This window comes from Sporosarcina sp. YIM B06819 (genome assembly GCF_033485175.1).
In the GTDB taxonomy this organism is placed as follows: Bacteria; Bacillota; Bacilli; order Bacillales_A; family Planococcaceae; genus Sporosarcina.
This window is the reverse complement of the sequence record NZ_JAWLIQ010000005.1, coordinates 34,211-54,099: the sequence shown is the minus strand read 5'-3', so window position 1 is coordinate 54,099 and position 19,889 is coordinate 34,211. Positions and strand designations below refer to the sequence as shown.

The window sequence follows — 19,889 nt, the reverse complement described above, 5'->3', positions numbered from 1 at the left end:
GTCGGTAGAGTCCTTTTACGGATTATACCACGGGAGCGTGATTACACAGTGGTTTTTGCTGCCTTGTGCTTTGACATAAAAATGCCGAATAGCATCAGTAAAATGATGACGACACCTGTTACACTAGCACTCATCCATAGATTCGACATACTAGTATCTACTTGAAACCAGTACGTTGCATAGGTCGCTAACTTCCATGGCGATACCATCCAATACGCACCAATAAGCGCATCGATAATTTGATAAACGAGCGTAATCATAATCGCTACACCTGCAGCCCCACCTGTTGGCAGCCATGCGCTAAGCGCCAAAACAACCGTGACAACGAAAATAAGCCACAAACTATACGTTGCGATAAAAGCAAAAACCGATCCCGCATCAACAGAATTGAAAAGAATTTCGATATAATACCAAGCCGCCATGAATCCCAAACACGCACTGCCAAGAACTAGTGCATTGACGACAAGCCATTTACTTAAAAAGTAAGCTGGAAAGGACATTGGACGAACGTAAAGTAGTGTTGCCGTGCCATTTTTCCGTTCACCCGAAATCGTCCCCATGAAAGCAAGCACGATAATCAGAACACCGATAAATTGATACTGCCCAAGTAAAGAAGCGAAAATATCTTCCCCCCGAAACTCTGGCCATGGAAAGTCCATTCCTTCAGGCATATTGCCAACACTCTTCATAATTTCCGGTAAAAAGTGATTAGTGATTGGTTCCAGGACACCCAAAATAATAAAGACGAGTGGAATCCATAGGATTTTGAAGTTTCGTATATGTTCACGCCATTCTTTCCGTAACAATACGCCGAATCCAGCCATCAGACCACCGCCACTTTCATAAATATTTCTTCAAGACTTGCCGTCTGCCGCTCCACTTTTCGCACAGTAAATGCACCTGCACTTAACATTGACAGAACCTCTAACATTTCGGTCCCCTCTGTCCGAACGTCAATAGAGACAGTTAACCCTTTTTCAATCATTTGCCACGCGGCGATTGCTGTAAAACGTTGCAAGTCCTCCAACCGTTCAAACTCAATCACAATCCTCGGTTCTGCATAACGTGAACGCACTTCATCAAGTGAACCATGTTCGACCAATTTTCCTTGGCGTAGAAACAATAGCTGATCGGTCATTTCTTCTGCGTCGTTCAAGATATGTGTGGAATACAAAATAGTCGTTTGCTGTTGCAGTTCTTTCAACAAGTCCATTACTTGTCGACGTCCCACCGGATCAAGTGCCGATACGGGTTCATCAAGCAATAACAATTTCGGCTTGTGAACAATCGCCTGTGCAAGCCCTAGCCGCTGTTTCATCCCCCCTGAAAAAGTGCCCGTTTTTTTATTCATCGCATCACCAAGGCCAACAAACTCCAATGTCTTTTTCGCTTCCACTGTCGCTCGCTTCGTTGCCACTCCACTCAAACGCGCAGCCATCTCTGTAAATTCTAACGCTGATAGCCACGGAAAAAACTTTGGATACTGCGGTAGAAATCCAATGATGGACCGGATATCTTGCTTGGCATCTCCTTGAAACTGAATCGTTCCACCAGTCGGTGATACAAGACCCGCAAGCATCGACAGTGTTGTTGTTTTCCCAGCTCCATTTGGTCCTATTAATGCGGTAGATGTATGTTCTTCAAGCTCAAAAGAAACGGTATCTGTCGCCGTATACTCTCCATATCTCTTCGTCAACTGATCTACCTGAAGCAAAGGCGTCATGCTTGTCGCCTCCCAAAGATAAAGTACAAAATCGGTCCAAGTAGATTAACAAAAACAATAATCAAAATCCACATCACTACTGGCCCATTCGCCCGTTTATGGCGAATAACGTCCACGAGCGCCACAACCATTAAGACAAATTGAAGAAAAATGATCGGTAAAATAAGATTCCACGGGATATTTGCTAGTTCAGACATACACTTCACAACCTTTCTTCTTTTTGATATACAACAAGTATAACAGAATTGATCTATATCGCATAGAACAAAATAAAAAATAACCGTTCAGGGGTCTGAATGGTAGTAAATGGAGGTTACACGGTAATAGTAGTTCGTCATCCGGTAGTTATCATCCTTAACATCCGTATTCAAAAAAAATCTCCCTGATCATCATAACCAGGAAGACTCTTCTTAGATTTCACTTTGATCTACACTACTGAACGGCATCGTTAGATATCCCTGTATTCAAAATCGATTCGAATGTTTCTTTCGTTATTTCAAGATCTATATTCCATCTTTTCAGCAATAATAGGTTATCGCCCACTTTGTTGTACCCTTTACTAATTGTAAAGGCTGTCGTGAAACCCGAATCCTTTAAAAGTGATTGAGATTGAAAATAATTCGAGCCAAAGGGATATGAAAAATGAGTCGTATAAAATCCGTTGTCGGCTAAAAACTGCTTGTTTGCTACCAAATCCTCGAGAGCTTCATTATAAGGCAGAAAGTTCATCGCACCTAGGCGCCCATCAAAGTAATGCATACTATGTGTATGCCCATGGTAGTTAAACACGTCTTTATACTGTTCCATTTCACGTTTACTTACTGTCACGATAGCATCTGCATTCCAAGGCTGGTCCTCTTCTGTCACGCGACTTGTAATTAAAAAACATTCGCTTTAAAACCATACTTACGCAAAATAGGGGCTGCGTATACAGCGTTTGACTTTAAACCATCATCCATCGTAATGACAACTGCTTTCCCCGGAAGATTGATACGGCCTAATAAGTACTACTCCATTGTATTCATATCAATTGTGACGTACCCTTCAGCCTTCAAATAGTTCATTTGCCATTCAAACTCCGATGGCTGAACCGCTGTACTTGCATCCAAAAAAAGATTGTTTTCCTCCTTTTTCAAGAAATGATGATACATAATCGCTACAACGCCCTTATCTGCTACTGCTTTTTTTCTTGTCAATATATGCGGATTTCCCCAAAAAGTCGATGACATACCACCTATTTGTTTCTTGCGCAATTGGATACCTCATATTTGCTTTAATCAAACCGATTTCTTCAGAGGTAGCTACTAAATCGTATACAACAACGTTATTTTTTGTAATAAAGCTTTCGTTTGTCAATTCATATTCATTTTCAGGGGTGAGACTTTCCGATTTTAATTTCACAGCATCTTCTTGTCTGATGAACCCAATACCTCTTCCGAATTTCACGTGAAAGTAACCATCACTTTCCCCTATAATATTAAAATGATGCCCAGCTCTGGCTGTCCCTACCTGTTCAAAAACACCCGTCATATTTTCTAGTATTTCGGCATTCCTAATAATCCTAATGGTATCTTTCTGAAAAGATGCATTCACAATTCCAATTGTATCTTTGGATACATACGAGCGAATATGACTTGCGATCTGCATAGGTGGCAATATAAGTAGTACAATGAAAATCGCGATGACAACCCCAAAAACACTCATTTTCTTCAAAAACCTACACAGTCCTTTCCGTTTTATGTAGTTTGAGCTATAAAAATGGATTTACTCGGCAAAATTATTCATTTAAAAAAACAAAAAATCCTTCCCAAAAAGGAAGGATTTCATCATTATTTTTCGATTTCTTCAAGCCGAGGCATTGCCGACAATGCGCCTTGCTTCGTTGCACAGATTGCCCCAAGTTTATTGCCAAATGCGATGTAGTCAATCCACTCATCACGGTTTTCAGGCTGGCCTTTTAAATGAATTTGTCGCAAAATACCCGCGATAAACGCATCACCTGCCCCAGTTGTATCGACAGGCACAACCGGCTCAACGCCAACATGTGTTAGGATACCATCAATGACAGCGTATGTCCCCATCTCCCCGGCAGTAACAAGGATAACAGGTATTTGATAGTGCGCTAATTTCTTAATGCCCATCTCGAGAGTTGTGGTTTCAGTTAAGAAAAACAGCTCATCGTCCGTTAGTTTCAATATATCGGTCTCACCAACAAATGACATGATTGTCTCTCGGCATAACGCTTCACTTTCCCATCGTAATGGGCGAATATTCGCATCAAATGACAGCCATATACCTGCTGCTTTCGCAAGTCGAACAGCTTCCTTTGTTGTCTGTAAGGCAGTCGGCTGAAACATCGTCCCCGAACAAATATGCAGGATAGATGCGTCTTGGAATGCTTCCATAGATAAGTCAGCTGGTTCGACCTGAATAGTAGGCGTTTCATCGACATACCTCTGGAAAACACGATCATTGTCTTCCGTCAAGTGCACGTAAACCCCACTCACTCGCTTATCATTCTCCAGCTTCGCAAACGACAAATCAACGCCTTCTTTGCACAATTCATCTCGCACAAATTCCGACGTCTCGTCATCCCCAGTCACCGTAATAAATGCAGAAACCGCACCCAGCCTCGAAACACCTGCGGCTACATTAACCGTCGCCCCACCTAGAAACGTTGTAAAGGTCGAGTTTGACTGGTCTTCCGCTATATAATCGACGAACGCATCGCCGTAAATCAACACATGCTTTTTCTTTGAATCAATCATTATTGTACTCCCTATAAAGTCATTTTTCCCATCGTATCATGGAATATGACTTACTGGAAGAGGTCAATTTAACCCGTAATCTCAAAGCTCACCTTGTAATTGCAACCACTCACCCCCAAAGAGGTCAGACCTCATACATGCTTACTTCTCCCTAACCGTGCTATACTAGTCGAATGGAACAGGAGGATTTTTATGAAACAATGGATGTATCCTTTATTAATCATTTTTGCCGCAAGCTGTTACGGCATTCTTTCAACAATTATTAAACTGGCAATCCTAGATGGCTTCACCGCTGCTGAAGCAGTAACAAGCCAATATTTCGTCGGTTTTTTCATAGCTCTTATTATTTTTATCATCGTGCGTCATAAAATCCCGAAATTCGGGGGTGGCTACACGCTAATACTTGCGGGTTTATTTACAGCGACGACCGGTACCGTGTACGGACAAGCGATTGAATATATGCCCGCTTCCCTTGCTGTTGTTATGCTATTTCAATTCACATGGATTGGCATGTTGTTCGATTGTATTGCGAGACGGCGCCTGCCGAAACGGATTGAAGTCATTTCACTGCTCTTCCTTTTCGCTGGAACGATTTTGGCGGCAGGTGTGATTGATGCGGATCTTAGCGGAATTCCTTGGCAGGGCTGGGCATGGGGAATGGCTTCAGCGGTCAGTTTTGCATCCTTCGTGATGATTAATCAACGACAAATTGAAGGCATGGACACGGAAACGCGACTGCTATTCACCTCATTCGTTGCCGCAATTGCCATCTTCTTTTTCCAAACACCGGAAATTGTTTGGAACGGAACATTGTTCAGTGGAGGCTTGTGGGTATACGGTTTGATTCTCGGGTTATTTGGGATTGTCATTCCAATTTACCTATTTTCGATCGCTGTACCGAAAGTTGGAACAGCAATGACGTCAATTTTAAGCGCCATGGAATTGCCGGTAGCTGTTACCGCATCGGTTATTTTGCTGAGTGAAACACTCACAGTTCTCCAAGTTGTCGGCATCTTCGTCATCTTAGTTGGTATGACATTGCCAACCTTGGCGCAACGACGATTGAATTATTACAAGTAGACTAAACAGCCCACTGCATCTTGCGGTGGGCTGTTTACTATTTTCAAAGCATCTTCCGTAAATAAAAACCTTTCATCATATGGCGAAATGGTTGAACTAAACTAAAAACCGCCTTATTGATTTCACCATGAAATCAATAAGGCGGTTATTTATCGTAGATCACGTTACTGCTCTTTGACGAATGCAACAAACTTATCCATAATCTTGTCTAAAAATGACAGTGTAGCTTCATCTGTCAGTTCACCGTCTGTAAACTTCTGCCCCGCTGATCCAATGAAAATTTCATTTCCCGCAGGTGGTAAAATTTTCGCATTGACGCCCATGCTCATCAGCACTTGGCGCAAATGCAATTGAGCTCTCACAGTGCCAAGTACCCCTTGTGATGCACCCATCGGTAAAACAGGCTTTCCAACAAGCGGACGCTCCACTCTGGAAGTCCAATCCAATGCATTTTGTAACACGCCCGGCACAGACCAGTTAAATTCAGGCGTACTAATAATAACGGCATCTGCCTCAGCAATCTGCTGTTTAAATTGCTTCACTGCCTCAGAAGGCGTCTTTTCATCATCTTCATTATAATGTGGCAGACTACCTATATCCGCAATTTCCAGCTCAAACAGATGACGATATCTCTTTTCAATCGTCTTCACCAACTGCCTATTTAACGAATCTTTTCGCAAACTGCCCACAAGCGCTACAATTTTCATATGTATCTCTCCCTTGTTATTTTTTTGTTCATTAGCCTGTATTCTACACAACTTCGCCTATCGACATACTATATAGTGCTTAGTCAATTTTAATTTCCCTCCTCGAAGCTACTACGCAAGATTTCATCATATGTTGAATAGTTAAAGAAACTAACTTAGTGATATAGCGTTCAAATATAAAGAAGTAATAGAATCTGGGTATAGTCACGCATAATAACGGGAATCCTCGGGTATAGATTGAGTAACTTATTTTTTCCAAGGAGGTTATGAAAAGAGATGGATAGATTCATAATCGTCATCGACTTACTCGTTATCCTATTTTATCTACTGCTGATTGCTTTACTTTCTCCTTATCTCATGCGATTTCTTATGAAAAGAAATCATGATGTATTTTTTCAACTGATTCCTGTCTTATCTCTTATTGTTATTAGCAGCATCACGATTTCCATGGGGTACGGCGGATTTTCAGAAACGCTGTTCTTCCGACTGACAAGCATCCTCTCTATTATTCTTTTACTATGCCTGCTATTTTTGACACTGATAATGAAAAAAGTCTGGCCGGAGAACTATGAGAAGTTAATCACAAAATTAGCCATCCCTAAACGAAAACAACTATCGTCATAAGCACACAATCCCTAGCAAACTCTATGCCAGGGATTGTGTATTTTCATGTTGATTTCGAATCAAATCTTTTCATCCGTGGTAAAATAAACAAAACAACTAGCGGGAGTCGATATCATGTTAAAAGATCGGTTGTATTATGTGGATGCCTATTGCAAATCGTTTGCAGCACAAATTACCAAAGCTTCGCAAGATGAGCAAGGACAACCTTATGTCGTGTTGGACAATACAGCTTTTTATCCTGAAGGTGGCGGACAGCCGGCTGATAGCGGGACGTTGAATGGGATTGCGGTCCTTCATGTGGAAGAGGTGGATGGTGAAGTCCGACATATGGTGGCAGAAAGTCTTGCTACTGCAAGCGAAGTGGAGGGCGTCATTGATTGGGAGCGGCGCTTTGATCATATGCAACAGCATGCAGGACAACATATTTTGTCAGCGGCTTTTGTGGAGTTGTTCGACTTTCCAACGGTTAGTTTTCATTTAGGCAAAGAGATTGTGTCGATTGATTTGGATGTGGAAGAGGTTTCGCCTGAGCAACTGGCCGCCGTGGAACGATTGGCAAACGATGTCATCCTTGAAAACAGACCGATTGAGACAAAATGGGTGACAGAGGACGAACTTGACCAGTATTCACTCCGTAAGCAACTAGCCGTAACGGACGAAATCCGGTTAGTTATCATTCCGAACTTTGATGATAACGGTTGCGGAGGGACACACCCAAGTTCAACAGGACAAGTAAGCGCCTTAAAGATTTTATCGACAGAAAAGCAAAAGCGTAAAGTACGCGTGCATTTTGTTTGTGGCGGACGTGTACTGCAGCAATTACAGCAAAAAAATCAGCAACTGACAGCAGCATCCCAGTTATTAAGTGCACCTGAAGATGGCGTTGCTGGAGCCATCGAAAAATTACTAGCTACTAATCATTCACTTGAAAAATCGCTAGAGGAAGCACAAGAACAGTTATTAACATGTGAAGCGAAGGAACTGTTGAATACGCAACAGCAAGGCGTTGTCAAAGCAGTCTTTACAGGACGTACTGTCCAACAATTACAGAAGCTCGCCAAACTGTTGGTAACGGACAATGAGGACATTATTGCACTTCTCGTCGCCGACAATGAAGGCCGCCTACAATTTGTCGCGGCACGTGGAGCTTCCATCGCAACGAGCATGAAGCAAGTTTCAGCCGCTGCACTTCCTCTCATTAACGGCAAAGGCGGCGGCAGTGATGCATTTGTGCAGGGTGGCGGAGAGCAACTAGTGACTGCCGAGAAATTAGTACATGCAATGTTTAACCAAGTAATTTAAAGGGTCTAACAACAAGGGAATCAATATTCGACGTGCTATAATAGTTGTGACTTGTATATAACTTGTAGGCAAAATAAAAGGAGCTAACTACTGTTATCAAAAACATTGAAAACTATATAAAAATATAGTAAATGATCTATTGACTTAGAAGTTTTTCGACGATTATCTGTGCGGTAGATAGGGTAAAGGTTGTTAAAGAGGCTGAAACTGCGATTGGAAGGGAAAAAAGTAAAGGGGATGCTTGTTTTGAAAAAAGCATATAAAACAGAAGTTCTCCTCACCGCTGCCCAACAACAAAAAGTCAACCAAACTATCGGCGTTTGTCGATACGTCTACAATTTGTATCTTCGCACCGCACAAGAACATTATCAAAAAACAAAGAAGCACCTATCTGGTTACGATTTTTCAAAATGGCTGAACAATGTCCATACAAAAGAAACCGATCAATGGATTAAAGATGTCTCGAGTAAAGCCGTGAAGCAGGCCATTATGAACGGCGATAAGGCTTTTCGGAACTTTTTAAAGGATTGGCTCAATTTCCACGTTTCAAAAAGAAGAGAAATCAAAATGTTAAAGCCTATTTTCCGAAAAATAATATGACTGATTTGACAGTTGAACGTCATCGCATTAAAGTGCCGACGATTGGTTGGGTTCGTTTGAAGGAATTGGGTTATATTCCGACGAATGCAGCCGTTATCAATTGTACGATGTCTCAAAAAGCTGGTCGATATTTTGTCTCTGTTTTATGTGAAGTCGAAGAAGTGCGCGAAGCCTGTATCCCAGAACATGATGGGATTGGAATTGACCTAGGAATCAGTACTTTTGCAGTTTGTAGTCATCATGGTCAATTCGAAAACATCAATAAGACTCAACCAGTTATTAAATTAGAAAAAAGCTTGAAGCGACAACAGCGGAAACTGAGTCGCAGTTATGAACAAAATAAAAACCGAAAGAGAGGTGAAGGCTGCGCTAAAAACAGGCAGAAACAACTTCTAGTTGTTCAAAAATTGCACGCTAGACTAGCGAACATCCGACAGGAATATATTCGGTATGTGGTAAGTGTGTTGGTGAAAACCAAACCAACGTATCTTACGATTGAAGATTTAAACGTCAAAGGCATGAAGAAAAATCGGTATTTATCTAAAGCTATTGCACAACAGTGTTTTTCGGCTTTTCGGGAAATGCTAACGGATAAATGTCTTGAAAAGGGTATTGAACTACGAATAGCGGATAGATGGTATCCATCCTCTAAGCTTTGTTCAACTTGTGGTGTCAAAAAGACAACACTCAGTCTTTCTGAACGGACATTTGTCTGTGACAATTGCGATACGCTTCTTGACCGGGATTTTAATGCCAGTTTAAATTTGAAATACGCAAAGGAATACACGGTTATCACACAACGATAACGTGTATATGTAGGGTGGGCTACATCCGAATTTACGCCTGTGGAGTGCTAAACCAACCGTAGTAGTGAGCGAGTGACGAGGCGGGGTACGAAGAAGCAGGAAATTGTCTAGCGTAGAAGAACTTACACGTTTTTCTATGTTTTTAGTAGCAGGCACTTCCGTGCATAAAACAGCAGAAATTATAGAAGCAAAAGATTATATTCTTAGTAAAACAACAGCTATTCCCGAAATAGGGATTATTCTAGGCTCTGGTCTAGGAAGTCTTGCTGATGATATCGAAAATAGTGTCGTCATTCCTTATGAAGACATTCCTTTTTTCTCAAAGTCAGCTGCAATCGGTCACGCCAATGAGTTAGTAATTGGTCAATTAGAAGGAAAAACAGTTGTCGCTATGAAAGGACGTTACCATTTTTACGAAGGCTATTCATTAGACGAAGTAACTTTCCCTGTACGCGTTATGAAAGCATTAGGGATCGACAAGCTGATTATTACGAATGCCTGTGGTGCAGTAAACACTGACTTTAATCCCGGCGAATTAATGTTAATCACCGATCATATTAACTTAGTGGGCATCAATCCGTTGATTGGTAAAAATAATGACGATTTAGGCACTCGCTTCCCTGACGTTTCAGAGGTTTACAATCGTGAGCTAAGAAGTACAGCGTTGCAAGTAGCACAAGAGCAAAACATTACACTTCGTGAAGGTGTCTACGGCTGGTGGAGTGGCCCTGTTTACGAAACACCTGCTGAAATTCGCATGATTCGTATTTTAGGTGGAGATGCCATTGGGATGTCAACAGTACCTGAAGCTGTGGTCGCGATTCACTCTGGGCTGAAGGTGTTAGGTATTTCTTGCTTAACAAATATGGCTTGTGGAATTTTAGATGAACCTTTAAGTCATGATGATGTTATTGCTGTTGCCGCTAAATCTCGTAGTGCATTTGTACATCTGATTAAAAATGTTTTGAAAGAGATCTAATAAAAACATGGGGGAAAAATCATGTTGAAAAAATACGTAATCTTTCTCGTCATCTTCATGGTGCTCTACGTAGCCCTTCAAGTTTTGGTAGGAGTTATTTTAACGGCGATATATCAACCAGATGTCACTTCTGGAATGAACAACTTTGTCTATAAACTAGGTGGTTTCACGCCAGTATTGTCAATTATTGCAGCAGCCGTTATTTCTAATTTCCTCACGCAGAAATTAAGTAAAAAATTAAAAATACGGACGAACTAAATCAATTATTTATTACCAAAAGGGCCACTTTTCGGCCCTTTTTTATTGTCTAGGAATGATGAAATCTCGTATTGTGGATAAGTTGAAATAACGTGATTTCTCGTCTAGTCTCCAGCGCCTAGAGGCTCGGGGATTTTCGGTCTTGCTAGTAAAAGGCAAAGAGCGCCTCTTACTCTTCCAGAAGCTGCTGTTGAACGCTATGACGAAATTCCTCATCGCCTATTAACTTGGATACAAATGAATTTAAATTTCTCTGCATCAACTTCACTTCCCTAGGGGATAGATTGTCAGTTAATAGAACGATTTCTGTCTTATCGCCTTCTAGCGTTTCTGCGTAAAGTGCTTGTGTAAGCACGAATGAAGTAGAGCCGCCCTTCATTCCTAAATGGGTAAAACGGTCTTGGTTACTTTCGTTCATTTCCATGGGCCATTCCAACAAGTCGCGTAATACTTCAGTAGCAACCAATGGCAATTCGTCATTTGAGATGGAAGCCATCAGCTTGCCATAGTCATTTGCAGTCGCACCAATCAATCGATCAGACCATATTTTTTGAACATCCATAGAAAGATCCGCTGCAGCGTCCCCAAAATCTAGCGCGCCTTCCTTCAATGCATTGCTCAACTCTTCTGCTAATGAATGATAGGTTTCCATTGGCAACTTTTTCAGTGCTTGAACAAGTTGCTTATCATTCATCCCACCGGTCTTGATGTGGCTTGGGATAAAGAGTGCACCAACAATCGGATAGACCTCCTCATGCTGAGTAAGCCCAAGAGCTTTTGCTCGCTCATTAATCGAAGCCGTACCTAATAAGTTAATAAGATAATCAGTGTTTGCGTTCGAGCTATAAACAATCATACCTTTTGCAACATCATGTAACTTCACTTTATTATTTTTGATTTTACCTTCGTTTGTCATACTCTCCAACCAAGCTTCATGTGCCCCGCCATCTGTTCGTTCAAAGTAGTGGTGCTTCAAGTCATCAAGAGACACCACGCTCTCTTTGTTCAATCGACCTCGCTCAATTTGCATCGCATATTCGGTAGCAATTAGGATTTTGACAGTACTAGCTAACGGTCGAACGACATCCGCTTGATAGCTAATAACTTCTTCACCATTTTGCGCGACATAAAGAGATGTTGTCTTAGGATTATTCTTCAAATGTTTCATGACATACTCCGGATTATCTCGAAGCACTGTGTATCCCCCTGTTCCAAGTAGAAGAATGATAGACCCATAGATAAGCAATCGATTTTTCGTATACGTTTTTTCATCACTCAAAATAAATACTAACAATCCCACTAACAAGGCAAGTAAATATGGGATACCAAATACCAGTACCGCCATGATGATTCCGAGCACAATAGCTACTGTCACGATTGCTTTGCGAATCTCCATTTTGTACGGAGCTCTTTCTTCCTAAAAGGTAGAAGCGTAAAAACAATGATTCCTATCATTCCAATCCAACTGTACATATTCATGCAAAAGCACCATTCCTTCCCATAACCTCAATACCGTCTCTTTAAAACCGTTATATTTAATGCATGAAGAATCATTAACCCCGTTACTAAAAACCAAATAGCCAATTTATATGTTTCATAGTCAAGTGCACTAATATTGCTACTGTACAATTCAATAAATAGCCATCCTAAAGGGATAAGTGGGAATACAATACTATATGATTTACTAGCAATATTCTTCCCCCTTTCATCCTTGCCCTCTTCCCCCCATTCAAATTTGAACTGGATAAACATCGCGTAGAAAAAAAGTAGAACATATGCAATCCTTGTGACAGCTAAAAAAATATCCATTCCCTATTCCTCCCCAATTCCGTATTGAAAAACTTCATGTAGATCCACATTAAAAAATAGTGCAATGTCAAAAGCTAATTTTAAAGAGGGATTATATCTGTTTTTTTCTAATGATATGATCGTCTGCCGACTCACGCCTAATTGATCAGCAACCTCTTTTTGAGATAAACCTCTTTCTGCCCTTAATACAACAATCCGATTGCTTATCTGTCTGTCATTCGTGAATGGCAATGCCAATCACCTCCTGGATACAATGTAATATATTTTTTACCTTAAGTAAAGAATATATTACATTGTATTTTCAAAAATCACAATAATGGGAGTCAAGATTAACAATTTCCTTACATTTATAACGACATTTAGTAAATATAAAAAAGCTAGGTTCTGTTTTGAGAACCTAGCTTTTTCATCTCTTATTATTGTTTATTCTTCCCGAGCACTTCATCCCAATCAATCGTGCCATCTTGCACTTGTTGACGAAGATCTTTCGTCATAATATCTGTTGGGCGACCACCGTTAGGCCAGTCTTTGTCGTGATTTTTCCACTCTGGACGCTCTTGTGATAAGACGAAGGCAGCAAGGTCACTTGCCTCTTTGTCACTTAATGTTTTTTCAGCACCAAGTGGCATATTGTTTTGAATATAACCAGCCATCTTTGTCATCCGAGCAAGTCCAGCTCCATCATTGAATGAACCTTCACCCCATAGAGCAGGTCCTGTGTTAGAACCCGTCCCTGATCCATCGGCAGCATGACAAGCAATACAAGATTGCTGATACAATTGCTCACCGTCTGCTACGCTTGGTGTTGGCAAATCATCAAGGCTATTTTGGTGACGCCAAGGTAAATCTACACCAACAGGAATTCCTTCAGATATGTACGTCAAATAGGCAACCATTGCATCCATATCTTCATCATCCGGAGCAAATTTTTGACCGTCCATACTTCTGACCATACATCCATTGATACGTTCTTCCAACGTCACAATTTGACCTGAACGTGGAATATACATCGGATATACCGCGGATACGCCGACAAATGACGAAGAATTTTCATCCAGTCCCGCCCCAGCGTGACAACTTGTACAAGATAGAGCATTGACCCGTTGCTCCCCATCTTCAGCAGTTGATGCTTCTGCCCTCAGTACATTTGACGTGTCATTCGTTAGCGCGTACCCTCTTAAAATTGCCTCTCCGAGAGGCCCTTCAGGCACATCATCAAGAGATGGTGGAGTGTGTGTAACTCCCGCTACTTTTCCTGCTACTTCTTCTTTCTGTTCCGCGGTTTCAGTATTCGTTGCGGTTTGTTCTTTCTTTTCCAATTGGTTGGCCATCAAGCCGATAACTGCAAGTGAAACGACAAATAAGAATCCTAGTACTAAAGTCGATGTCTTTCTCACATCTATGACCTCCTTCTATTGTCTCTTACATTGTAACAAAGGTCAGTAGAAAAAATACCCGTACAGGTAAAAAGTTCACAGTTTGTTAATAGACAATTCGACATTTTTGCAACATTTTTTCATCATTCCCTTGTCTATCATTTTCAATAGATTGACAATACTGCCATTCCCCTACTTTCACTATTTAAATCATCGAATTTTTGAAGCTAACTCCCTAGTATTCATCCTATTTCGTTAACCGACCGCAATTACTACCGAACGGCAGGGAAATACTACCTTTAAGTCGAATCATCCCGCCAAAAGAAGCAGGCAGAGAAAAACGAATCATTTCCCTGCCTGCTTCTTTATAGTAAATCGACTTATTAGGTAGCCCTTCTTCCCCTTGTATCATTCCATTACTTCTCAGCCAATAAAGAAAGAACTTTTGCGGCATGGGCACGTGTAGATGCCAACTTCGGGGAAAAATTATTATTACTTCCTTGCATCATCCCCAGCTGACTAGCTTTTTGAACATAACCTTTTGCTTCTTGAGAAATCGAACGATCGTCTTTATAAACCTTCCCTTTTGTTACTTGAACTGTCGTCTGTGTTTTATATTCATATGCACGAATGAGCATAACAGCCATTTGTTCCCTCGTCAGTACTTCATTCGAATGAAAGCTCCCACTTCCTTCAATAATACCTACTTCCACTAATGCCTGAACTTCTTTTGCCGCCCATTCTGGAACATCTTCGAATGAGGATTGATCTGAAGTTAAAGATAATCCTAATGTCCGTGCAAGCATAGCTGCAAATTCAACCTGCGTTACAGATTGTTGTGGTGCAAAGCTATTATTTGATAGGCTATTGATAATATCCCTTTGATAAAGATCGTTCATGTATGTAAATGCCCAATGGCTTTTATCTACATCCGTAAATGACGTTGGCTTCGCAACCTCTTTTCCACCAAACTCATAGACGGCAACTGTCCCTGAAACTTCATGTGTAGCAGCAAGTAAAGGATATCCCGTTGGACTTGCTTCCGCCGGTATGAATCGCAACCCCTCAGGAGACACATCCCCTTTTACATCTTCACTATAATCACGACTTGAAATAAGTGTAGTAAACTCTGGACTTTCCGGATTCGTTAGATCATAAACCATAATACCGCTTAGACGCTCTAGCGCTACAAACGCATAGGTTATATTATTAATAACACCTGCTACGACTGTTTCTGGTTCCGGTCCCTTCGCCGCACTTCGTTTATCATAGGAAATTTCATCATTACTCGTATTAAAATACGTTGGCAACGCCTCGGCAGTAATTCTTTCAAATTCACTTCCACTGTCGTAAACAAGCTTCATCGTGTCTGCATCGAAAATCGAGAAACTACGACCGCCATATGAATATAGCGCTTCATACTTCCCATCTATTAAGCCATTTTCCAATGTGATTTTCGTCTTCTTCATATCATCTAACAAACCACCCGCAACCAATTGATCTAATTCTTCCTGTGTGTAGCCTGCATAATGCTGTGCATTCAACTGAATTTTGTCGGCAATATCTTCAATGCTTGCTTCCTCAGAGTACGCTTCATAGTCACGCGCATCTCCTTCGTTCGGTGTGAGGATATATGTTTTTCCACCTACAGAAAATGTATCAATAGCGTCTGGCATATAAAATCCAAGTAAAGGCAAACTTTCAATCATTGTTTGATCATCTCGTTTTGCATCCAGTTCATTCCCTGGAATAGAATGATCTTTCACACCAAGACCTTTCACATGCATAATTGTATTGGTCTCCAAGTTGACCGTAGCCACTGCATTGTTTTCTTGAAGCGCAACGAAAGCACGTTTACTATCTGGCGAAATCGCAATGTATTCCGGCTCCAACTGTTGTAAGATTGTACCTTTTGAACCTACGCGCACGTTTTTATCCAACACAGCGCCTTCGAATGACAATGTCTGAGCATTTAGAATGTCAAGGCCTACTGTCAGATCAATAATTGAAATCGTTCCTTCAGGATCCACGGTATAATCATCGCTTGGTTCTCCTTCATTCGCAGATAAAAGCTTTGTTCCATCGGGCGTGAAAGCCACCATATCTGGTAATGCGCCAACCTTCACCTGGGTGATGAAATCGCCTGTCTTTGTTAATAGCACGATGTATCCAGGATCTGTTTTCGGCTTACTGACAACAGATAAGGCAATGATATCTTTTGTTGGGTGAACGGCTACACTTGTAATGTCAGTAACATTTTTAATGCCAAAATCCTTCAAATAAAGACGTTTCAAAGATTTCACATTTGTGAATTCCCCTGATTTCAGCGCTTCAAATGATAAAATATCGATGGCAGATTCCGCCCCATTTGTCACAAATGCTCGTTTCAGTTTTTCATCATAGGCTAAGATTTCCGTCCCACCTAATCCAGCCAAACTATCATATTGTGCAATTTGTGTGGCTCGTAATTTCTCTCCTTTGTATTGGAAAAAAGGCGGTTGTTCCGCTAACACATTATGTGGCTGTCCAGCCGTTAACAAAAACCCAGCTGCCGCAATACCCGCGACCATTGCTTTTTTCAAATTCAATGTAATTCCCCCGTAATATTCGTTTTGATTACGAGTTCATGTTACCTGTCATTTATTAATCTAGTATGAAGAATTTGATAAGATTTTGTAAGGAATATTATGGTCAATCATCATATAACTGATTGACATTCCAACATAAGTATTCTAAACTATTAGACAATATAAATAACAGCTATGAAAAGGACAAAGTGGCTTTCATTATCGGACAGAGACTAATACGCGCTGAGAGTATTGGGATAACTTGCTACAAATTCACCTTTGAGCTGATTTTCTGAACTTGTAGTAAGAAAATCCGTTTGATCCGCGTTATGGACCTCTGATGAAGGCTTATTTGATTAAGTAAATGTAGGGTGGTACCACGACTTCTGTCGTCCCTTGTATGCAAATACAAGTGGGATGGCATGGAGTTTTTTTGCGTATTAATTTTTTTTGGGAGGAGAGAGTGTGAGATGAAAACGGCGATTCTAACAAAGAATAATGTATCAAAATCAATGATGGTAGGTGCAAGCTTCTTATTACTCTCTGCCCTACTGATGTCTGTGAGCCAAGTCTATTATGCCAATCAAGTGCAGGGTGTCCATCCCTTTTTATTCACAGGAGTTAGTTTTTTCATTACGACGATTCTTTTCAATATGATTGCCTTTAAACAACGAAGAACGTCGACTGTTTCGGTGCGCGCATCGTTAGGGGATCTAGTGAAATTGAATGGCAGCTCCATTTTGGCGTTCATGGGCTTTTATTATGCATTGAAGTTTATCGAACCGGCGATTGTCAGTTCATTGGAGATGGGGGTTGGACCTTTTTTCGCCATTGTGGTAACAGCGATGCTTGCGAAGGAAAAAATACGAGCAACGCGAGCACAATGGATCATTACAGCCGGCACGTTTGCCGCTAGTGTATTGCTTATGTTGACCGCATTGTTTGGATTCTCAGGGGTACAGGTGGCCAATACAGCTGACTTTATGTATGGCATAGTTGCCTCGGTGTTATGCGGATTAGGCGCGGTACTTTGCACGATTTACTCGAAGAAGTTAAGTAATGCTGGCTGGACGAGCTCGGCGATTTTAGCGCATCGTTTTTACGGAATTATTACTCTATCCTTTTTAATGACATGTGCAATTTTACCGACGTATTTGATGGCAAATATCGATTGGATTGTACTCGTAACTATTTTCGGAGTAGCACTACCGACTTTTTTATTGCAAAAAGGGATTCAATACTGTGAGCCATTCTTTGTCATGATGACCATCTGTTTCATACCTGTTTTCACATTCGCTTTCCAGCTATTCGATCCACGTATCGAGTGGTCTACGCTTTCGTTGATTGGGATTGTTATGCTGTTTTTACTGGGGGTTGCTAGTATTTTTTCGGAGAGTAAAGCGTAAGAGCCTCGATAAGTTGAAGGTCCCAAAATGACGATAACTTTGTTGAATTGATCGATAACCTTGTCCAAATGATTGATAACTCCGCCGAGTTTATCGATAACCTCGTCCAAATGATTGATACCCCTGCCCAATTGATCAATAACTCTCCAAGATCACTCGGCGAAGAGTAGAAATCGATATATAAAAACGGGGATATCCAAAATGGACAACCCCGTTTCCCTATTCTTAATAAGAGCGAGCAAACCACACTGTATGCTTCGATTCTTTTCCACAATTGATGCAGCTAGATTTCTCTGCTGGTGGGTTAAATGGAATGTTGCGCGTTGTGAATTTCGTTTCTTCTTTCACTTGCTCTTCACAAGCATCACCTCCACACCAACCCGCAAGAATCCAACCAGGAATTTCTCCTTTTTCAGTTGAGTCTGCGATGTGTTTTGCTAATTGCTCAATTGAATCAACATGCGTATGCGAATGTTGTTTACGGAATGCACGTGCTTTTTCGAGTAGACGTGCTTGCATCGTCACTAATTCCTCTTCAATGCGCGCAACAATAGTAGAAAGCTCGACAGCTTCTTTTTCGCCTTCGTCACGTGCTTTGATCAATGCTTGGTTATTTTCCAAATCCCGTGGACCTAATTCAACGCGAACAGGAACACCTTTTAGCTCCCACTCATTGAATTTATAGCCCGGAGATTGATCGGAATCATCCAAACGAACTCGAATGCCTTGTGCTTTTAGTGCAGCGAAAATTTCATCCAGTTTTTCCATAATGGCAGGATTCTTCTTCCATGGACCTACTGGTATTAACACAACTTGGGTTGGCGCAATACGTGGTGGCAATACAAGACCTTGCTCATCGCCATGCGTCATAATGACAGAACCGATTAAACGCGTAGACGTTCCCCAAGAAGTTGTATGGACATGTACATGCTTGTTTTCTTTATTTAAATACTTAATATCGAAGGCTTCCGCAAATTTCGTCCCCAAGTAATGTGAAGTTCCAGCCTGAACAGCTTTACCATCCTTCATCATTGCTTCAATAGAATACGTGTCAACCGCACCCGCGAAACGTTCAGATGGTGTTTTTTGACCATCGTATACCGGAATTGCCAGCAATTCTTCAACAACCTCTTTATAAATGTTCAGCATTTGCATCGTTTCTGCGCGTGCTTCTTCTTCATCTACGTGAGCTGTGTGCCCTTCCTGCCATAAAAATTCAGATGTGCGAATGAACGGCAGTGTTTTCTTTTCCCAACGGAACACGTTCGCCCATTGGTTAATTAACACAGGTAGATCACGGTAGCTTTTAATCCAATCCGAATAGAGATGCCCAATCATCGTTTCAGAAGTCGGACGCAATGCTAAACGCTCTTCTAGTTTTTCACCTGCTGCTTCTGTTACCCAAGGAAGCTCCGGTGAAAATCCTTCGATATGATCCTTCTCTTTCTCAAAAAACGATTCTGGAATTAGCATCGGGAAATACGCATTACGATGTCCTGTTTCTTTAAAGCGACGATCCATTTCCGCTTGAATATGCTCCCAAATTTCGTAGCCATCTGGTTTAAAGGCAATACACCCTCGTACTGGCGTATAATCCATTAAATCCGCCTTTTGAATTGTATCAATATACCATTTTGAAAAATCACTTTTTTGTAGATTAGTCATTAATTTCTCCTCCTCTTAATCAATTACGCCTTGGCGTGATTGCGTCCAGATTTTGAATCGAGCGGGCTCGATTAACTCCTTTCAAAATCTGTGACATCCGCCGGAGGCTATTATCTTTATTCAGTGGGTTTCTGAATAAAGATAATAAAAAGCACAAAAATGCCCTTGTATAAGGACGTCTTTGTGCTGAAATGGACGTGGTACCACCTTAGTTTAGCT

Annotated in this window: 22 protein-coding genes, 1 pseudogene and 1 other annotated feature; of the genes and pseudogenes, 7 read left to right on the top strand and 16 right to left on the bottom strand. The window is 41.2% G+C overall.

All coding sequences use genetic code 11. The annotated features are described in order from the left end of the window. Positions 1 to 41: 41 nt before the first annotated feature. From R2B72_RS03050 to R2B72_RS03020, 8 genes are all read right to left on the bottom strand, one after another. A complete protein-coding gene (locus R2B72_RS03050; RefSeq protein ID WP_318614748.1) occupies positions 42 to 824 on the bottom strand; it encodes an ABC transporter permease in 783 nt (260 codons plus the stop codon). Then, complete coding sequence (locus R2B72_RS03045) at positions 824 to 1,723, bottom strand: ABC transporter ATP-binding protein (RefSeq protein ID WP_318614747.1); 900 nt, start codon at positions 1,721 to 1,723, stop codon at positions 824 to 826. Before R2B72_RS03045 ends, R2B72_RS03050 begins: the two co-directional genes overlap by 1 nt. Next, positions 1,720 to 1,920, bottom strand: a complete 201-nt coding sequence (locus R2B72_RS03040) for a PLDc N-terminal domain-containing protein (RefSeq protein WP_318614745.1) — start codon at positions 1,918 to 1,920, stop codon at positions 1,720 to 1,722. The genes R2B72_RS03045 and R2B72_RS03040 overlap by 4 nt, the downstream gene beginning before the upstream one ends. A 235-nt stretch (positions 1,921 to 2,155) precedes the next feature. Then, positions 2,156 to 2,551 (bottom strand): hypothetical protein, encoded by a 396-nt coding sequence (locus R2B72_RS03035; protein ID WP_318614744.1) that lies wholly within the window; start codon positions 2,549 to 2,551, stop codon positions 2,156 to 2,158. A gap of 50 nt (positions 2,552 to 2,601) precedes the next feature. After that, positions 2,602 to 2,715 (bottom strand): polysaccharide deacetylase family protein, encoded by a 114-nt coding sequence (locus R2B72_RS18610; protein ID WP_412177789.1) that lies wholly within the window; start codon positions 2,713 to 2,715, stop codon positions 2,602 to 2,604. 15 nt (positions 2,716 to 2,730) lie between these two features. Continuing rightward, the gene (locus R2B72_RS03030; RefSeq protein WP_318614742.1) at positions 2,731 to 2,919 is read right to left on the bottom strand and encodes a hypothetical protein; all 189 of its coding nucleotides are present in this window, start codon (positions 2,917 to 2,919) and stop codon (positions 2,731 to 2,733) included. Then, entirely contained in the window at positions 2,891 to 3,436 is a 546-nt protein-coding gene (locus R2B72_RS03025) for a hypothetical protein (RefSeq protein ID WP_318614741.1), read from the bottom strand. Before R2B72_RS03025 ends, R2B72_RS03030 begins: the two co-directional genes overlap by 29 nt. 116 nt (positions 3,437 to 3,552) lie before the next feature. Beyond that, positions 3,553 to 4,491 (bottom strand): PfkB family carbohydrate kinase, encoded by a 939-nt coding sequence (locus R2B72_RS03020; protein ID WP_318614740.1) that lies wholly within the window; start codon positions 4,489 to 4,491, stop codon positions 3,553 to 3,555. A 192-nt stretch (positions 4,492 to 4,683) separates the two neighbouring features. On the opposite strand from R2B72_RS03020, the gene R2B72_RS03015 reads away from it, so the two are divergent. Then, a complete protein-coding gene (locus tag R2B72_RS03015) occupies positions 4,684 to 5,571 on the top strand; it encodes a DMT family transporter (protein WP_318614738.1) in 888 nt (295 codons plus the stop codon). A 164-nt stretch (positions 5,572 to 5,735) separates the two neighbouring features. Here R2B72_RS03015 and R2B72_RS03010 read toward each other — a convergent pair whose 3' ends face one another. Continuing rightward, positions 5,736 to 6,278: an NADPH-dependent FMN reductase gene (locus R2B72_RS03010; RefSeq protein WP_318614737.1), complete on the bottom strand. Its 543-nt coding sequence runs from the start codon at positions 6,276 to 6,278 to the stop codon at positions 5,736 to 5,738. 276 nt (positions 6,279 to 6,554) lie between these two features. On the opposite strand from R2B72_RS03010, the gene R2B72_RS03005 reads away from it, so the two are divergent. The 5 genes and pseudogenes from R2B72_RS03005 to R2B72_RS02985 all read left to right on the top strand — a co-directional run bounded on the left by R2B72_RS03005 (position 6,555) and on the right by R2B72_RS02985 (position 10,847). After that, positions 6,555 to 6,902, top strand: coding sequence for a hypothetical protein (locus R2B72_RS03005; RefSeq protein WP_318614736.1), 348 nt, complete (start codon positions 6,555 to 6,557; stop codon positions 6,900 to 6,902). Positions 6,903 to 7,016: 114 nt separating this feature from the next. Further along, positions 7,017 to 8,204 carry an alanyl-tRNA editing protein gene (locus R2B72_RS03000; RefSeq protein WP_318614735.1) on the top strand — a complete coding sequence of 396 codons (1,188 nt, stop codon included), beginning with the start codon at positions 7,017 to 7,019 and terminating at the stop codon, positions 8,202 to 8,204. A gap of 246 nt (positions 8,205 to 8,450) precedes the next feature. Further along, positions 8,451 to 9,610 (top strand): annotated as a pseudogene (locus R2B72_RS02995) (RNA-guided endonuclease InsQ/TnpB family protein). A 160-nt stretch (positions 9,611 to 9,770) separates the two neighbouring features. After that, the gene (locus R2B72_RS02990; protein ID WP_318614959.1) at positions 9,771 to 10,589 is read left to right on the top strand and encodes a purine-nucleoside phosphorylase; all 819 of its coding nucleotides are present in this window, start codon (positions 9,771 to 9,773) and stop codon (positions 10,587 to 10,589) included. A gap of 21 nt (positions 10,590 to 10,610) precedes the next feature. Then, the gene (locus R2B72_RS02985; protein ID WP_318614734.1) at positions 10,611 to 10,847 is read left to right on the top strand and encodes a hypothetical protein; all 237 of its coding nucleotides are present in this window, start codon (positions 10,611 to 10,613) and stop codon (positions 10,845 to 10,847) included. A 169-nt stretch (positions 10,848 to 11,016) separates the two neighbouring features. On the opposite strand, the gene R2B72_RS02980 is transcribed toward R2B72_RS02985, so the two are convergent. From R2B72_RS02980 to R2B72_RS02955, 6 genes are all read right to left on the bottom strand, one after another. Then, positions 11,017 to 12,243 (bottom strand): serine hydrolase, encoded by a 1,227-nt coding sequence (locus R2B72_RS02980; protein ID WP_318614733.1) that lies wholly within the window; start codon positions 12,241 to 12,243, stop codon positions 11,017 to 11,019. Positions 12,244 to 12,353: 110 nt separating this feature from the next. Further along, a complete protein-coding gene (locus R2B72_RS02975) occupies positions 12,354 to 12,656 on the bottom strand; it encodes a hypothetical protein (RefSeq protein ID WP_318614732.1) in 303 nt (100 codons plus the stop codon). Between the two features lie 3 nt (positions 12,657 to 12,659). Beyond that, positions 12,660 to 12,887 carry a helix-turn-helix transcriptional regulator gene (locus tag R2B72_RS02970; protein ID WP_412177786.1) on the bottom strand — a complete coding sequence of 76 codons (228 nt, stop codon included), beginning with the start codon at positions 12,885 to 12,887 and terminating at the stop codon, positions 12,660 to 12,662. 185 nt (positions 12,888 to 13,072) lie between these two features. Continuing rightward, entirely contained in the window at positions 13,073 to 14,053 is a 981-nt protein-coding gene (locus R2B72_RS02965) for a c-type cytochrome (RefSeq protein ID WP_318614730.1), read from the bottom strand. Between the two features lie 226 nt (positions 14,054 to 14,279). Then, positions 14,280 to 14,444, bottom strand: coding sequence for a hypothetical protein (locus tag R2B72_RS02960; RefSeq protein WP_318614729.1), 165 nt, complete (start codon positions 14,442 to 14,444; stop codon positions 14,280 to 14,282). Positions 14,445 to 14,448: 4 nt separating this feature from the next. After that, the gene (locus R2B72_RS02955) at positions 14,449 to 16,620 is read right to left on the bottom strand and encodes a choice-of-anchor I family protein (RefSeq protein WP_318614728.1); all 2,172 of its coding nucleotides are present in this window, start codon (positions 16,618 to 16,620) and stop codon (positions 14,449 to 14,451) included. A 165-nt stretch (positions 16,621 to 16,785) separates the two neighbouring features. After that, positions 16,786 to 16,999, top strand: a binding site (T-box leader). A gap of 70 nt (positions 17,000 to 17,069) precedes the next feature. Here R2B72_RS02955 and R2B72_RS02950 point away from each other — a divergent pair. After that, entirely contained in the window at positions 17,070 to 18,005 is a 936-nt protein-coding gene (locus R2B72_RS02950; protein WP_318614727.1) for an EamA family transporter, read from the top strand. A 225-nt stretch (positions 18,006 to 18,230) separates the two neighbouring features. Here R2B72_RS02950 and proS read toward each other — a convergent pair whose 3' ends face one another. Beyond that, positions 18,231 to 19,670, bottom strand: coding sequence for a proline--tRNA ligase (gene proS, locus R2B72_RS02945; protein ID WP_318614725.1), 1,440 nt, complete (start codon positions 19,668 to 19,670; stop codon positions 18,231 to 18,233). Between the last annotated feature and the right edge of the window lie 219 nt (positions 19,671 to 19,889).

Bases quoted from the DNA above. Each gene is read 5' to 3' on its own strand.
- R2B72_RS03050 (WP_318614748.1), bottom strand. From the start codon at position 824: ATGGCTGGATTCGGCGTATTGTTACGGAAAGAATGGCGTGAACATATA.
- R2B72_RS03045 (WP_318614747.1), bottom strand. From the start codon at position 1,723: ATGACGCCTTTGCTTCAGGTAGATCAGTTGACGAAGAGATATGGAGAG.
- R2B72_RS03040 (WP_318614745.1), bottom strand. From the start codon at position 1,920: ATGTCTGAACTAGCAAATATCCCGTGGAATCTTATTTTACCGATCATT.
- R2B72_RS03020 (WP_318614740.1), bottom strand. From the start codon at position 4,491: ATGATTGATTCAAAGAAAAAGCATGTGTTGATTTACGGCGATGCGTTC.
- R2B72_RS03015 (WP_318614738.1), top strand. From the start codon at position 4,684: ATGAAACAATGGATGTATCCTTTATTAATCATTTTTGCCGCAAGCTGT.
- R2B72_RS03010 (WP_318614737.1), bottom strand. From the start codon at position 6,278: ATGAAAATTGTAGCGCTTGTGGGCAGTTTGCGAAAAGATTCGTTAAAT.
- R2B72_RS03005 (WP_318614736.1), top strand. From the start codon at position 6,555: ATGGATAGATTCATAATCGTCATCGACTTACTCGTTATCCTATTTTAT.
- R2B72_RS03000 (WP_318614735.1), top strand. From the start codon at position 7,017: ATGTTAAAAGATCGGTTGTATTATGTGGATGCCTATTGCAAATCGTTT.
- R2B72_RS02985 (WP_318614734.1), top strand. From the start codon at position 10,611: ATGTTGAAAAAATACGTAATCTTTCTCGTCATCTTCATGGTGCTCTAC.
- R2B72_RS02980 (WP_318614733.1), bottom strand. From the start codon at position 12,243: ATGGAGATTCGCAAAGCAATCGTGACAGTAGCTATTGTGCTCGGAATC.
- R2B72_RS02975 (WP_318614732.1), bottom strand. From the start codon at position 12,656: ATGGATATTTTTTTAGCTGTCACAAGGATTGCATATGTTCTACTTTTT.
- R2B72_RS02960 (WP_318614729.1), bottom strand. From the start codon at position 14,444: ATGATACAAGGGGAAGAAGGGCTACCTAATAAGTCGATTTACTATAAA.
- R2B72_RS02950 (WP_318614727.1), top strand. From the start codon at position 17,070: ATGAAAACGGCGATTCTAACAAAGAATAATGTATCAAAATCAATGATG.
- proS (WP_318614725.1), bottom strand. From the start codon at position 19,670: ATGACTAATCTACAAAAAAGTGATTTTTCAAAATGGTATATTGATACA.